Source organism: Microbacterium esteraromaticum, from assembly GCF_900163815.1.
Lineage (GTDB): Bacteria > Actinomycetota > Actinomycetes > Actinomycetales > Microbacteriaceae > Microbacterium > Microbacterium esteraromaticum_B.
This window is the reverse complement of sequence record NZ_FUKO01000012.1, coordinates 40,703-54,074: the sequence shown is the minus strand read 5'-3', so window position 1 is coordinate 54,074 and position 13,372 is coordinate 40,703. Positions and strand designations below refer to the sequence as shown.

At 67.8% G+C, this 13,372-nt stretch carries 15 protein-coding genes; all 15 read left to right on the top strand.

Annotation, left to right across the window (positions count from 1 at the left end; translation table 11 throughout):
• Positions 1-17 precede the first annotated feature (17 nt).
• The 15 genes from metK to lgt are packed head-to-tail and all read left to right on the top strand — an operon-like array spanning position 18 to position 13,243.
• The gene (metK, locus tag FM104_RS03590; RefSeq protein ID WP_087130097.1) at positions 18-1,214 is read left to right on the top strand and encodes a methionine adenosyltransferase; all 1,197 of its coding nucleotides are present in this window, start codon (positions 18-20) and stop codon (positions 1,212-1,214) included.
• 6 nt (positions 1,215-1,220) lie between these two features.
• Positions 1,221-3,161: a hypothetical protein gene (locus FM104_RS03585; protein WP_087130096.1), complete on the top strand. Its 1,941-nt coding sequence runs from the start codon at positions 1,221-1,223 to the stop codon at positions 3,159-3,161.
• 47 nt (positions 3,162-3,208) lie between these two features.
• Positions 3,209-4,132, top strand: coding sequence for a methionyl-tRNA formyltransferase (gene fmt / locus FM104_RS03580; RefSeq protein WP_087130095.1), 924 nt, complete (start codon positions 3,209-3,211; stop codon positions 4,130-4,132).
• The gene (locus FM104_RS03575; RefSeq protein ID WP_087130094.1) at positions 4,129-5,601 is read left to right on the top strand and encodes an RsmB/NOP family class I SAM-dependent RNA methyltransferase; all 1,473 of its coding nucleotides are present in this window, start codon (positions 4,129-4,131) and stop codon (positions 5,599-5,601) included. Before fmt ends, FM104_RS03575 begins: the two co-directional genes overlap by 4 nt.
• 1 nt (position 5,602) lies before the next feature.
• Positions 5,603-6,283 (top strand): ribulose-phosphate 3-epimerase, encoded by a 681-nt coding sequence (gene rpe / locus FM104_RS03570; protein ID WP_087130093.1) that lies wholly within the window; start codon positions 5,603-5,605, stop codon positions 6,281-6,283.
• Positions 6,280-6,543 (top strand): phosphoribosyl-ATP diphosphatase, encoded by a 264-nt coding sequence (locus FM104_RS03565; protein WP_087130092.1) that lies wholly within the window; start codon positions 6,280-6,282, stop codon positions 6,541-6,543. Before rpe ends, FM104_RS03565 begins: the two co-directional genes overlap by 4 nt.
• 39 nt (positions 6,544-6,582) lie before the next feature.
• On the top strand, positions 6,583-7,425 hold the full coding sequence (gene hisG, locus FM104_RS03560; RefSeq protein ID WP_087130091.1) for an ATP phosphoribosyltransferase: 843 nt from the start codon (positions 6,583-6,585) through the stop codon (positions 7,423-7,425).
• The gene (gene hisF, locus FM104_RS03555; protein ID WP_087130090.1) at positions 7,425-8,189 is read left to right on the top strand and encodes an imidazole glycerol phosphate synthase subunit HisF; all 765 of its coding nucleotides are present in this window, start codon (positions 7,425-7,427) and stop codon (positions 8,187-8,189) included. Before hisG ends, hisF begins: the two co-directional genes overlap by 1 nt.
• A 5-nt stretch (positions 8,190-8,194) precedes the next feature.
• Positions 8,195-8,542: a phosphoribosyl-AMP cyclohydrolase gene (gene hisI, locus FM104_RS03550; RefSeq protein ID WP_087130257.1), complete on the top strand. Its 348-nt coding sequence runs from the start codon at positions 8,195-8,197 to the stop codon at positions 8,540-8,542.
• 2 nt (positions 8,543-8,544) lie between these two features.
• On the top strand, positions 8,545-9,129 hold the full coding sequence (locus FM104_RS03545; RefSeq protein WP_179206669.1) for a Trp biosynthesis-associated membrane protein: 585 nt from the start codon (positions 8,545-8,547) through the stop codon (positions 9,127-9,129).
• Positions 9,130-9,171: 42 nt separating this feature from the next.
• Complete coding sequence (locus FM104_RS03540) at positions 9,172-9,402, top strand: DUF6704 family protein (RefSeq protein ID WP_087130088.1); 231 nt, start codon at positions 9,172-9,174, stop codon at positions 9,400-9,402.
• Complete coding sequence (gene trpC, locus FM104_RS03535; RefSeq protein ID WP_087130087.1) at positions 9,402-10,211, top strand: indole-3-glycerol phosphate synthase TrpC; 810 nt, start codon at positions 9,402-9,404, stop codon at positions 10,209-10,211. The genes FM104_RS03540 and trpC overlap by 1 nt, the downstream gene beginning before the upstream one ends.
• Positions 10,212-10,267: 56 nt before the next feature.
• On the top strand, positions 10,268-11,425 hold the full coding sequence (gene trpB, locus FM104_RS03530; RefSeq protein WP_256971519.1) for a tryptophan synthase subunit beta: 1,158 nt from the start codon (positions 10,268-10,270) through the stop codon (positions 11,423-11,425).
• Complete coding sequence (trpA, locus tag FM104_RS03525) at positions 11,422-12,213, top strand: tryptophan synthase subunit alpha (RefSeq protein WP_087130085.1); 792 nt, start codon at positions 11,422-11,424, stop codon at positions 12,211-12,213. The genes trpB and trpA overlap by 4 nt, the downstream gene beginning before the upstream one ends.
• Positions 12,214-12,223: 10 nt before the next feature.
• On the top strand, positions 12,224-13,243 hold the full coding sequence (lgt, locus tag FM104_RS03520) for a prolipoprotein diacylglyceryl transferase (protein ID WP_087130084.1): 1,020 nt from the start codon (positions 12,224-12,226) through the stop codon (positions 13,241-13,243).
• Positions 13,244-13,372: the final 129 nt, after the last annotated feature.

The following is a 13,372-nucleotide window of genomic DNA, read 5'->3' as shown; positions in this document are numbered from 1 at the left end:
CCAGCCCTGGAGCATCGATGAGCGCGTTGCGTCTGTTCACGTCCGAGTCCGTCACCGAGGGACACCCCGACAAGATCTGCGACCAGATCTCGGACAGCATCCTCGATGGTCTGCTGACCGTCGATCGCGATTCTCGCGTCGCTGTCGAAACGCTCGTCACCACCGGTCTTGTGCATGTAGCGGGTGAGATCCGCACCGAAGGCTACGTGGACATCCCCACGATCGTGCGCGACGTGGTCAACGGCATCGGATACACCTCCAGCGACATGGGTTTCGACGGCTCGTCGTGCGGGGTGAGCATCTCTGTGGGGGAGCAGTCCTCCGACATTGCACACGGTGTCGATCAGGCCCAGGAGCAGCGCGACGGCGGGTCCACCGACCCGCGCGACGAGCTCGGCGCAGGCGACCAGGGCATCATGTTCGGCTTCGCGACCAACGAGACTCCGCAGCTCATGCCGATGGCGGCATGGACCGCGCACCGCATCGCCGAGCGACTCACCGACGTGCGCCGCTCGGGTGAACTCGATTTCCTGCGGCCAGACGGCAAGACACAGGTCACGCTGGGCTACGACGGCTTCACACCGAAGACCATCGATTCGGTCGTGCTGTCGACCCAGCACCACCCCGACATCTCGCAGGAAGAACTGCGCGCACTGGTGCGCACCGCCGTCATCGACCCGGTGCTCGCTCAGATCGGTCTCGACCTCGCCGATGACCTCAAGTACTACATCAATCCGGCCGGACCCTTCGTCACCGGCGGGCCGAAGGGCGATGCGGGGCTCACCGGCCGCAAGATCATCATCGACACCTACGGCGGCGCAGCCCGCCACGGTGGCGGTGCGTTCAGCGGCAAGGATCCGTCGAAGGTCGACCGCTCGGGTGCCTACGCGATGCGATGGGTGGCGAAGAACGTCGTCGCCGCAGGACTCGCCGACCGGGCAGAGGTGCAGGTGGCGTACGCCATCGGCGTCGCCCGCCCGGTGGGGCTCTACGTCGAGACGTTCGGCACCGGCAAGGTCGACGAAGCAGCCATCACACGCGCCATCACCGATGTCTTCGACCTGCGTCCGCAGGCGATCATCGAGGAACTCGACCTGCTGCGCCCGATCTACGCTCAGACAGCGGCCTACGGCCACTTCGGCCGCGACAACGCCGACTTCACGTGGGAGAAGACCACCCGCGCTGACGAGCTGCGCCGCGCCGCCGGCCTCTGAGTCGACATGACATCGGGGCGGCGCATCGCGCGTGTGCTCATCGATTCACCTCTGCCGCAGCTGGATCGACTGTTCGACTACGCGCTCCCACCGCAACTCGGCAACGTCGAGTGCGGCGTCCGGATCAAGGCGCCGCTGCGCACCGCCGGCCGGGTGATCGACGGCTACATCGTCGAGATAGACGAAGAGCACGATGCGGCGCGAGCCCTCTCCGAGATCGAGAGCGTCGTCTCGCCGGTGGTCGTCTTGCCCGACCGGCTGTACCGACTCGCGCGCCGCGCGGCTGATCGCGCCGCCGGCTCGGCATCCGACATCCTGCGGCTCGCAATCCCGAAGCGCCAGGTGCGCGTCGAGAAGTCGTGGCATCCGATCGAGGACGCACCTCTGCCAGACGCTGACGCCCATGAACGCGCCACCGAAGTCATCGCCGCGTACGACGGTCTCGATGAGGTGCTCGCCGAACACGCACGCGCCGCGGTCGAAGCCATCCCCGTGCAAGAGGGCGCGATTGCCGGGTGGGCACTGCTACTGGCTGCCACGGCGACGACGAAGCTCGCCGGGGGACACTCCAGCATCCTCGTCGTGCCCGACTACCGCGATCAGGAGATGCTGGTCGCGGCACTGAACACCATGCTGCCGGCCGAGGCTGTCGTCAGGCACGACGCCAGGCAGACGAACCCCGACCGGTACCGTGCGTTCCTGCGAACCCTGGGCGACGCACCGTGCGTAGTGATCGGCAATCGCTCCGCGGTCTATTCGCCGGTGCAGGCGGGTCTGGTCGCGATCTGGGATGACGGCGACCCGCTGCTCGCCGAACCGCTGGCACCGTACGTGCACGCGCGGGACGCGGCGCTCATCCGCCAGGAGCAGGAGGAGAGCACCCTGCTGCTGGTCGGACACACGCGGTCGAGCGATGCCGAACGGCTGGTGCAGCACGGCTGGATGCGCGATGTGACCGCCGTCCGACGGATCACACCGCGGGTGCTGCTGAGCACGCCGCAGGAGCTGGAGCAGACCGCGCAGCGCGTGCCATCCAGCGCCTTCTCCGCTGCGCGAGCGGCCACCGCTGAGGGCCCGGTGCTGGTGCAGGTCGCACGACCCGGGTTCTCACCGACCCTGGTCTGCGCGACGTGCCGCACCCCCGCCCGATGCGCGCACTGCGGCGGCCCGCTGGGAGCACGTCGCCGCGGCGCCGTACCGGTCTGCGGCTGGTGCGGACGCGCGGCGAACTCGTGGCGGTGCGCAGAGTGCTCGTCCGACAAAGTGCGCCTGGCCTCCTCGGGCACAGAGCGCACCGCCGACGAACTCGGTCGGGCCTTCCCCGGGGTGCGGGTGATCGTCTCCGACGGTGCTCACCCCGTGACGCAGGTCGATACGAAACCTGCACTGGTCATCGCCACCCGCGGCGCCGAGCCCATCGCCGAGGAAGGCTATCGCGCGGTCATTCTGCTCGACGGCGCCCGGATGCTGCAGGCCCCCGATCTGCGGATCGGCGAGTCGTGCCTGCGCTGGTGGGCGAACGCGGCCGCTCTCGCAGCGCCCGGCGCACCGATCCATCTCGTCGGCGTCAACGGGCCCGTGGCGCGCGCGCTGGCCACCTGGAGCGCGGCGGGATACGCGCGCAGCGAGCTCGAGGATCGGCTGCCGCTGCACATGCCGCCGACGACCCGCGTCGCGCAGATCGACGGGCTGCCGGCGTCGGTTCGGGCAGCCCTGGATGCGCTCGCTGAAATCGGCATCCGCGGTGAAGCGGTGCTCGGCCCATTGCCCCACGGCGATGACGGCAGAGTGCGCGCACTCGTGCGCTTCGGCTACGCGGCTGGCCAGACAGTCGCCAGCACCCTGCGTGCCGTGGTCGTCGCGGACGCCGCACAGAGCCGACGCGGACGCGGCCGTGTTCGAGCCACCCTCGCGGTGCATCTCGATATCCTCGAACCAGAGATCTGATCGACGACCTCGCATCAGCACAGCCCCATACTCACCGGAGAACCTTCATGCGCCTCGTCTTCGCTGGCACACCCGCCGTCGCGATTCCCACCCTGCAGCTGCTCGCCGCACGTCATGAGATCGTCGCTGTGGTGACCCGGCCCGATGCGCCACTGGGCCGCAAACGGATCCTGACGCCCTCACCCGTGGCCGCAGCCGCTGCCGAGCTGGGAATCGCGGTGATCAAGACCGCCCGGCTGGATGACGACGCCACCGGTCGGATCGCCGCGCTCCGCGCTGACCTCGGGGTGATCGTCGCCTACGGCGGAATCGTCCGGGAACCGCTGCTGTCGACACCTGCGCACGGCTGGATCAACCTGCATTTCTCGATGCTGCCGCAGTGGCGCGGCGCCGCACCGGTGCAGCGCGCGCTCATCGCAGGCGATGCCGAACTCGGGGTGAGCGTGTTCCAGCTCGTCGCACAGCTGGATGCGGGCGACGTCTTCGCCGCGCGCACGGTCGCGATGCCCGCTGAGGCCACGGCGGATGCTGCTCTGAGCATCCTCGCCGACGACGGTGCGCAGCTCACTGCCGATGTCGTCGATGCAATCAGCGACGGATCAGCGGTGGCAGTTCCCCAGGTCGGCGAGGTCTCCCTGGCGCCGAAACTCGTACTTGAAGACGGGCTGATCGACTGGGCAGAGAGCTTCGCAGACATCTTCGGCCGCTACCGAGGGGTCACTCCGGAGCCCGGCGCGCACACCACAGTCGATGGCTCCCGGCTGAAGATCCTCGCCGCGTCTCCCGCCGCGGACGACGCGCCGAAGCTCGCCCCCGGCGAAATCGTCGGCACGAAGGCATCGGTGCTCATCGGCACAGCCACAGTCCCTCTCGATGTCACGCGCGTGCAGCCGGCGGGCAAGGGCGCCATGAGCGCAGGCGACTGGTGGCGGGGCCAGCGCGAGCACGAGAATCTGAAGGCAGGATCATGAATCGTTCGCACGACGGGGCCCGGTCTTCGGGCGTTCCTCGTCCTCGCGCCATCCAGCCCGCACGCTGGGTCGCCTATGACGTCCTGCACGCCGTCTCGGTCTCCGACGCCTACGCGAACCTGCTGCTGCCGAAGCTCATTGCGGATGCGGAGCTCGACACGCAGGACGCTGCTCTCGCCACCGAACTGACCTACGGCACGCTGCGCCGGCGAGGAACCTACGACGCCATCATCGCCGAAGCCGCTGGTCGCTCCGCAGACGACATCGATGCTGCCGTTCTCGACGCACTGCGACTCGGAACGCACCAGCTCCTCGCCACGCGAGTGGCCCCGCACGCCGCAGTGAACGAATCCGTGAATCTCGTCGCCGCAGAAGTGGGTCGCGGTGCCTCTGGTTTCGCGAATGCCGTACTGCGGCGCATCGGCCGCGACACAGCCGAGACCTGGCAGGAGCGCATCGAGGGGCACGCCCGCTCAGACGACGAGAAGCTCTCGCTGCGCACCGCGCACCCGGTGTGGGTGATCCGTGCGCTGCGCCGAGCCCTCGCGGCAGAAGGACGAGTCGAGGAGCTCGACGACCTGCTGCACTACGACAATCTCTCGCCCGAGGTGACGCTGGTGGCTCTTCCCGGACTCGCTGAGCCCGGCGAGCCACGGCGTCCATACGCGCCCACGGCCTTCGGCTCGCCCGGAGGAGACCCGCGTGACGCGATGGCGCACTCGAACGGAGCGATTCGAGTGCAGGACGAGGGCTCGCAGCTGGTCGCACTCGCGGTGGCAGGTGCCGCACCGATCCGCGAAGGAGAGCACTGGCTTGACCTGTGCGCGGGGCCGGGTGGCAAGACCGCGCTGCTCGCCGCGCTCGCCCATGCCGGCGGTGCGGTGCTGGAGGCCAACGAAGTGGTGCATGCACGTGCCGGTCTCGTCCGTCAGGCTGTGCGCCCGCTGCCCATCGACGTCACGGTCCATGAGAGCGATGGTCGCGAGTTCGCCGCGCGGCATCCCGGCGAGTACGACCGCATCCTGGTCGACGCGCCGTGCACGGGCCTCGGTGCGCTGCGGCGCCGTCCGGAAGCCCGCTGGCGGAAGTCTCCGGAAGACGTCGCTGAGCTCGTCGTCCTGCAGACCCAGCTGCTGGATGCTGCGATCGACGCACTCGCGCCGGGGGGCATCGTCGCCTACGCGACCTGCTCGCCGCACCTCGCCGAGACCACTGGCGTCGTGGCCGACGTGCTGCGGCGCCGACCGGACGTCCGAGAACTCGATGCGCGCGCGGTCCTTACCGAGGTGTCATCTTCGCCGATCGACCTCCCCGCTTCAGATGCGGCTGCGGTCGGCTCGGCTGCACCGGGTCGCCTCAGCGCGCAGCTGTGGCCGCACCGGCACGGCACCGACGCCATGTTCCTCGCGCTGCTGCAGCGTCCGACGATCACCGCACCCGATGCCCGCACGACGAACGGAGACCGCTGACATGACCCTGCCCGGAGCACCGCGCATCAACCCCAGCATCCTGGCGGCGGATTTCGCCAACATGCAGGCGGAACTCGCCCGCATCGCCACGGCCGACTACGCGCATGTCGATGTGATGGACAACCACTTCGTGCCCAACCTCACGTTCGGGCCGCAGATGGTCGAGCGCATCCAGGCGACGAGCCCGATCCCGCTGGATGTGCACCTGATGATCACCGACCCCGACCGCTGGGCACCGGGCTACGCCGAACTGGGAGCGGCCAGCGTCACCTTCCACCTCGAGGCGGCTGCGGATCCCGTTGCTCTTGCTCGCCGACTGCGGGCGATCGGCGCGCGTGCCGGGATCGCCATCAAGCCCGGCACCGCGGGGGAGCCGCTGTACGACATTCTCGATGAGTTCGACCAGATCCTCGTGATGACCGTCGAACCCGGCTTCGGCGGACAGGGCTTCATGCCGGAGACCATGCCGAAGCTGCGCGCGCTGCACGATGAGGCGCGCCGACGCGGCTCGGACGTCTGGCTGCAGGTCGATGGCGGGATCACCGACAGCACGATCGCCCAGGCCGCCGCCGCCGGTGCCGACACCTTCGTCGCCGGTTCAGCCGTGTACAGCGCCGACGACGTCGAGGCTGCTGTCACAGGTCTTCGTGAGCGTGCACGAGCGACTACCCTGGAATCGTGAAGACTTTCGACGAACTTTTCGCCGAGCTCAGCGCTACGGCGCTGGCCCGCCCCGAGGGCTCGGGCACCGTCGCACAGCTTGACCGCGGCATCCACGCGATCGGCAAGAAGGTCGTCGAAGAGGCGGCCGAGGTGTGGATGGCAGCCGAGTACGAGACCGCCGAGAACACGGCCGAGGAGATCTCGCAGCTGCTGTATCACCTGCAGGTGATGATGCTCGCGAAAGGGCTGAGCCTGGAGGATGTCTACCGACATCTCTGAGCGCGTCCCGACCAGACCGTTCGATTCTGAAAGACACCCATGCTCCGCATCGCCGTACCCAACAAGGGTTCGCTGTCCGAAACCGCCGCCGAGATGCTCACGGAGGCCGGCTACACGGGTCGCCGCGACCCTAAGACGCTGCACGTGATCGACGCTGACAGCGACGTCGAGTTCTTCTATCTGCGTCCCCGCGACATCGCGACCTACGTGGCCTCCGGTGCGCTCGATGTGGGCATCACCGGGCGCGACCTGCTCCGCGATGTCCGACAGGACGACGCGCGCGAGATCGAGCAGCTGGGCTTCGCCCGCTCGACGTTCCGCTTCGCTGCCCCTCCCGGTCGTTACTCCACCGTCGAAGATCTCGCGGGCGTGCGCGTCGCCTCCGCCTATCCCGGCCTCGTCGACGATTTCCTTCGCGAGCACGGGGTCGAAGCCGAGCTCGTCGCCCTCGACGGCGCCGTGGAATCGGCCGTGCAGCTCGGCGTCGCCGACGTGATCGCCGATGTCGTGGAGACCGGCACCACCCTGCGCCAGGCGGGCCTTGAGATCTTCGGTCCGGTCATCATCGAATCCGAAGCCGTGCTGATCAGTCGACCAGGCGATGCGCCGGGCACCGCCCGGCTGCTGCGGCGGCTGCGAGGCGTGATGGTCGCCCGGCAGTTCGTTCTCCTGGACTACGACCTCCCGGCGAACCTCATCGAGCAGGCTGTGGCGATCGCCGGCGGCCGAGAGTCGCCGACGATCTCACCTCTGCGCGATCCGGATTGGGTGGCCGTGCGCGTGATGATTCCGCGTCGCGGCATGAATCAGGTGATGGATGACCTGTACGCCCTGGGCGCACGGGCTATCCTCGTCTCGGCGATCCACGCGGCGAGACTCTGATGACCGTCTCCGCTCGTGTCATCCCGTGCCTGGACGTGGCCGGCGGCCGGGTCGTGAAGGGCGTGAACTTCCAGAACCTGCGCGACATGGGCGATCCTGTCGAACTCGCCGCGCACTATGCCGCGCAGGGTGCGGATGAGATCACCTTTCTCGACGTCACCGCGACCGTCGATGCGAGGGCCACGACCTACGAGATGGTGCAGCGCACCGCCGAGCAGGTCTTCGTTCCGCTGACCGTCGGCGGGGGAGTGCGCAGCGTCACAGACGTCGCCCGACTGCTCTCCGTCGGCGCCGACAAGGTCGGGGTGAACTCCGCGGCCATTGCTCGCCCCGAGCTGATCGATGAGATCGCCGATCGCTTCGGCGCGCAGGTGCTGGTGCTCTCGCTCGATGTCAAGCGCGCGAGCGGCACCGCATCCGGTTTCGCCATCACGACCCACGGCGGGCGCTCGGAGACGACTCTGGATGCGCTCGACTGGGCGCGAGAGGCGATCGAGCGCGGTGCGGGCGAACTGCTCGTCAACTCCATCGACGCCGACGGCACGAAGGACGGCTTCGATCTCGAACTGGTCCGACTGATGCGGGAACTCTCCTCGGTGCCGGTGATCGCCTCCGGCGGCGCGGGAACGGTCGATCACTTCGCCCCGGCGATCGAGGCCGGAGCGGATGCTGTGCTCGCCGCCAGTGTCTTTCACAGCGGCCAACTCTCGGTGAACGACGTGAAGCAGGCGCTGCGCGCCGCCGGCGTGACGGTGCGACTGTGAGCATCATGGAGGACGACATCGCGCGGGTCGTCTGGAATGACGCGGGCCTCGCACCGGTGATCGTGCAGCAGCACGACACGCGCGAAGTGCTGATGCTCGCGTGGATGGATGCCGAAGCGCTGCGGAGGACCCTCACGGGCGGGCGTGCCGTGTACTGGTCGCGATCGCGTCAGGAGTACTGGCGCAAGGGCGACACCTCGGGCAACACGCAGCGCGTGCATGGGGTCGCTGTCGACTGCGACGGCGACACCATTCTGCTCATGGTCGACCAGCAGGGGCCGGCCTGTCACACGGGCACCCGCACCTGTTTCGACGGACGTGCGCTGACGATGACTTTCACGGAGGGCGAGTGAGCATGCTGCGACGCGCACGCTCACTTGCTGTGCTCTGCTTTCTGCTCGCAGGCGGCATCGGCATCATCTCCTCCACCCAGACCTGGGTGGAGGTGACCAGAGCGGATGCCGGTGAGCAGCTGCTGGTGGCAGGAGCCGACGCGGTCGCGCTGCTCGCGCCCCTCTCGCTGGCGGTGCTGGCACTGGGTGCTGCGCTGTCGATTGCCGGACTCGTCCTGCGGTACCTGTTCGCGCTGCTGGGGGCGGGCGGTGCACTGGTGCTCATCACCAGCACCCTGCCCGTGGTCTTCGACCCGCCGGTGGAGGTCGTCGCCGCTTCCGTGGCCGAGGCGACCGGCCTCAGTGGCACCAGCGCCCTGCACGAAATCGTCGCGAGTCTGACACCCACCGCGTGGCCGGCTGTGGCCCTGTGCGCGTGGGTGGTGCTGCTGGCGGCATCCGTCTTCGTCGTCGCCACGGCGCATTCCTGGGCGGCCGGTGGCAAGCGCTACCGCTCGACCGCAGAAGCTCACCATCAGTCCACCGGCCCGTTGGACGCAGTCGATTCCTGGGACGAGCTGTCTCATGGCACCGATCCCACCGACTGAGCCGGATAGACTAGACCCATCGCCGACCCTCCGGAGGAGAACATGACCAATCCGATCGCCGACCCCGGTCACGGGCACTCACCTGCTGCCTGGGTAGCAGTGACGATCATGCTGATCGGCTTCGCCATCGGCACCGTCTTCTTCTGCCTCGAGCAGTCGACGGGCGTGTGGATCTCTGCCGCCATCGTCGTGATCGGTGCGATCACCGGCGTGGTGCTGGCCAAGGCGGGCTACGGAGTGAAGGGCCCGAAGTACGCGCCCAAGGCGCACTGATGGTCCTCGCCGACCTGACGGCCGGCGCAGTCGAAGACGCTCAGCGTCGCGCGCTCACACGTCCGCTCGCGGACGTCGAGCGTGACGCGGCGGCGCGCCCCGCTGCTCGCGACGTGCTCGCCGCCCTCGCTCCAGCCGACCGGGTGAAGATCATCGCCGAGGTGAAGCGCGCAAGCCCATCGCGCGGCGTGCTGGCCGACATTCCCGACCCAGCACGGCAAGCAGCCCTGTATGAGCAGGGCGGTGCCTCGGCGATCAGCGTCCTCACCGAGGAGCGCCGCTTCGGCGGCAGTCTCGCCGATCTTGAGGCCGTGACTTCGCGGGTCTCGCTGCCCGTGCTGCGCAAGGACTTCATCGCCACGCCCTATCAGGTGTTCGAAGCACGCGCCGCAGGTGCCGACCTGGCTCTGCTGATCGTGGCAGGACTTTCACAGAAGGTGCTCCGCGAGTTGTACGCGTTGATCCTCGAGGTCGGCATGACGCCGCTCGTCGAATCGCATTCTGCGGACGAGCTCGAGATCGCGCTCGATCTGGGGGCCGACCTCATCGGCGTGAACGCCCGAAATCTGAAGACCCTCGAGCTCGACCGCGACATGTTCGGGCGGCTCGTCGATCGCATTCCGGATACGGCGGTCAAAATCGCCGAATCCGCCGTGCTCAGCCCGGCTGACGTCGCACACTATCGGCAGGCCGGCGCCGATGTGGTGCTCATCGGCGAAGCGCTGGTCACGGGCGATCCCGTCTCGACACTCACCGAATTCCTCGCAGCAGGCTCCATGCCCGTGCGCGAGATCAAGGAGAAGCAGTGACTGCAAGCCTGCGCGACCAGCATGGGCCGTTCTTCGGCGAGTTCGGCGGACGGTACATGCCCGAGTCTCTGATCGCCGCGATCGACGAGCTCACCGTCGCATACGAGGATGCCATCGCCGACCCGGAGTTCCGGCGCGAGCTCGCGACGCTGCTGCACTCGTACGCGGGCCGGCCATCGCCGATCACCGAGGTGCCGCGGTTCGCCGAGCATGCCGGCGGTGCGCGGGTCTTTCTCAAGCGAGAAGACCTGAACCACACCGGGTCGCACAAGATCAACAATGTGCTCGGCCAGGCGCTCCTGACCAGACGACTCGGCAAGACGCGCGTGATCGCCGAGACCGGTGCCGGTCAGCACGGTGTCGCCACGGCGACCGCTGCCGCGCTCTTCGGCCTGGAATGCACGATCTACATGGGCGAAGTCGACACCGAGCGCCAGGCACTGAACGTCGCCAGAATGCGCCTTCTGGGCGCCGAGGTCATCGCGGTGACCACCGGATCTCGCACCCTGAAGGACGCGATCAACGACGCATACCGGGATTGGGTGGCCACCGTCGAGACCACCAACTACATCTTCGGAACGGCGGCGGGGCCGCATCCGTTCCCCGCGATGGTGCGTGATTTCCAGAAGATCATCGGCGAGGAGGCCCGCGAGCAGCTGCTCACCGAAGCGGGTCGTCTGCCGGATGCCGTCGTGGCCTGCGTCGGCGGCGGTTCGAATGCGATCGGGATGTTCGACGCCTTCCTCGATGACGACGACGTGAAGCTGTACGGCGTCGAAGCCGCGGGCGACGGAGTCGACACTCCGCGTCATGCCGCGTCGATCGAACGCGGCCGCCCGGGTGTGCTGCACGGTGCCCGCACCTACCTGCTGCAGGATGAAGACGGTCAGACGATCGAGTCGCACTCGATCTCCGCCGGTCTGGACTACCCGGGTGTCGGCCCGGAGCACGCATGGCTGAACGACATCGGTCGTGCCGAGTACATTCCAGCCACCGATGACGAAGCGATGCAGGCACTGCGACTGCTGAGCCGCACCGAGGGCATCATCCCCGCGATCGAGTCGGCGCACGCGCTGGCCGGTGCGCAGCGGATCGGCCGCGAACTCGGCCCGGACGCCATCATCGCCGTGTGCCTCTCCGGACGCGGCGACAAGGACATGGACACCGCCGCGCAGTACTTCCATCTGTACGACGAGCAGGAGACAGATTCGTGAGTCGCGTCGAAGCAGCCATCCGCAAGGCGCAGGATGCCGGGCGCGGCGCGTTCATCGGCTACCTGCCGGTCGGCTACCCGGACCTCGAGACCAGCATCCAGGCCGCGCTGACGCTCGCACGCAACGGGGCGGACATCATCGAGCTCGGTCCGCCCTACTCGGATCCGGTCATGGACGGCGCGGTCATCCAGGAAGCCACCCAGCAGGCACTGGCCAATGGATTCCGCATGCGCGATCTGTTCACGGCTGTGAAGCGCATCTCTGCAGAAACGGATGTGCCGGTCATCGTGATGACGTACTGGAACCCGGTCATGCAGTACGGAGTGGACCGCTACGCCGATGACCTGCTCGCTGCCGGCGGCGCAGGCCTGATCACTCCCGACATCACGCCGGAGTCGGCATCCGAGTGGATCGCTGCGAGCACGCGCACCGGCCTCGACCGCATCTTCCTCGCCGCGCCCACGTCGAGTGATGAGCGCCTCGATCTCGTCATCTCGTCTTCCACCGGGTTCGTTTACACCGTCTCGACGATGGGGATCACGGGGGAGCGGGCAGCACTCGACCTCGCCGCGCGCACGCTCGTCGAGCGCATGCGCTCTCGTGGCGAGACGCGCGCCTGCGTCGGCATCGGCATCTCCAATGCCGAACAGGTCGCCGGAGTGATCGAATACGCCGACGGAGCGATCGTCGGCACCGCCCTGGTGAAGGCCCTCCGCGACGGCGGACTCGAGGCTCTCGCCGAAACCACCAGAACACTCGCCGACGGCACTTCGTCGACGCGATACTAGGATCGTCTTCATGCCTTTCGCGCTTCACAGCACCCTCTCGGGTGTGCCCATCAGCATCCCGAGCCCGCCGGTCAGCTCTTTCCCACTCGGCCCGCTGACCATCCACTTCTACGCGCTGTGCATCATCGCCGGCATCATCGCCGCCGTGCTGCTCACGAATCACCGCCTCACCAAGCGCGGGGCGGAGAAGTGGGTCGTGATAGACATCGCGATCCTCGCGGTGCCGATCGCCATCATCGGCGCGCGCATCTTCCACGTCCTCACGCACCCGAACTTCTACTTCGGACCGGACAAGAACACCTGGAACCCCTTCGAGCCCGGTTCCGTCTGGGCCATCTGGGAGGGCGGCATCGCCATCTTCGGCGCTCTGCTCGGCGGAGCAGTCGGCGCGTGGCTCGGCTGCCGGTGGACCGGCATCCGCTTCTGGACGTTCGCCGATGCGCTCGCTCCGGGGATGCTGCTCGCACAGGCCATGGGCCGCTTCGGCAACTGGTTCAATCACGAGCTCTTCGGTCTGCCCACGGACCTGCCCTGGGGTCTGGAGATCGAATCGACCAACCCGGCGTTCCCCCCTGGCCTTGCCGAGGGCACGCTGTTCCACCCGACTTTCCTGTACGAGGTCATCTGGAATGGTCTGGGTGTCATCGCGCTGCTCTGGCTCGGACACAAGTTCCGCCTGCAGTGGGGCAAGCTCTTCGCGATCTACCTGATCTGGTACAGCGCAGGACGCATCGTGTGGGAGTCGATCCGCATCGACCCGAGCGAGATCATCCTGGGACTGCGCAGCAACGTCTGGGCTGCGATCATCGGCGTGGTCGTCGGTCTCGTCATCATCGTCGTGCAGACGCGCCGTCACACCGGCGTCGAACTCTCGCCGTATGTGCCCGGTCGGGAGCCCGCGACGGCGGATGTACAATCGCAGAACGATCCTTCCGACTTCGTCGATCTGAGTGAGCCTCCGGCTGAAGAAGTCATCGCAGGAGCCACCGCCACAAGCACCGCTCACTCCAGCGAGGACGACGTTCGATGACCATCTCCGTCGAGCGACACCCATTGCACTGAACGAGCGGGCCGACGACGTCCCCAGGTTCATCTGAAATCTGAGGACGGTAACTGGTGTATTTCCAGCCACCCTATGGCGCCTCCGGCGCCTACCCCC

Coding starts and splice junctions, on each gene's coding strand:
- metK (WP_087130097.1), top strand. CDS start 18: ATGAGCGCGTTGCGTCTGTTCACGTCCGAGTCCGTCACCGAGGGACAC.
- FM104_RS03585 (WP_087130096.1), top strand. CDS start 1,221: ATGACATCGGGGCGGCGCATCGCGCGTGTGCTCATCGATTCACCTCTG.
- fmt (WP_087130095.1), top strand. CDS start 3,209: ATGCGCCTCGTCTTCGCTGGCACACCCGCCGTCGCGATTCCCACCCTG.
- FM104_RS03575 (WP_087130094.1), top strand. CDS start 4,129: ATGAATCGTTCGCACGACGGGGCCCGGTCTTCGGGCGTTCCTCGTCCT.
- rpe (WP_087130093.1), top strand. CDS start 5,603: ATGACCCTGCCCGGAGCACCGCGCATCAACCCCAGCATCCTGGCGGCG.
- hisG (WP_087130091.1), top strand. CDS start 6,583: ATGCTCCGCATCGCCGTACCCAACAAGGGTTCGCTGTCCGAAACCGCC.
- hisF (WP_087130090.1), top strand. CDS start 7,425: ATGACCGTCTCCGCTCGTGTCATCCCGTGCCTGGACGTGGCCGGCGGC.
- hisI (WP_087130257.1), top strand. CDS start 8,195: ATGGAGGACGACATCGCGCGGGTCGTCTGGAATGACGCGGGCCTCGCA.
- FM104_RS03545 (WP_179206669.1), top strand. CDS start 8,545: ATGCTGCGACGCGCACGCTCACTTGCTGTGCTCTGCTTTCTGCTCGCA.
- FM104_RS03540 (WP_087130088.1), top strand. CDS start 9,172: ATGACCAATCCGATCGCCGACCCCGGTCACGGGCACTCACCTGCTGCC.
- trpC (WP_087130087.1), top strand. CDS start 9,402: ATGGTCCTCGCCGACCTGACGGCCGGCGCAGTCGAAGACGCTCAGCGT.
- trpB (WP_256971519.1), top strand. CDS start 10,268: ATGCCCGAGTCTCTGATCGCCGCGATCGACGAGCTCACCGTCGCATAC.
- lgt (WP_087130084.1), top strand. CDS start 12,224: ATGCCTTTCGCGCTTCACAGCACCCTCTCGGGTGTGCCCATCAGCATC.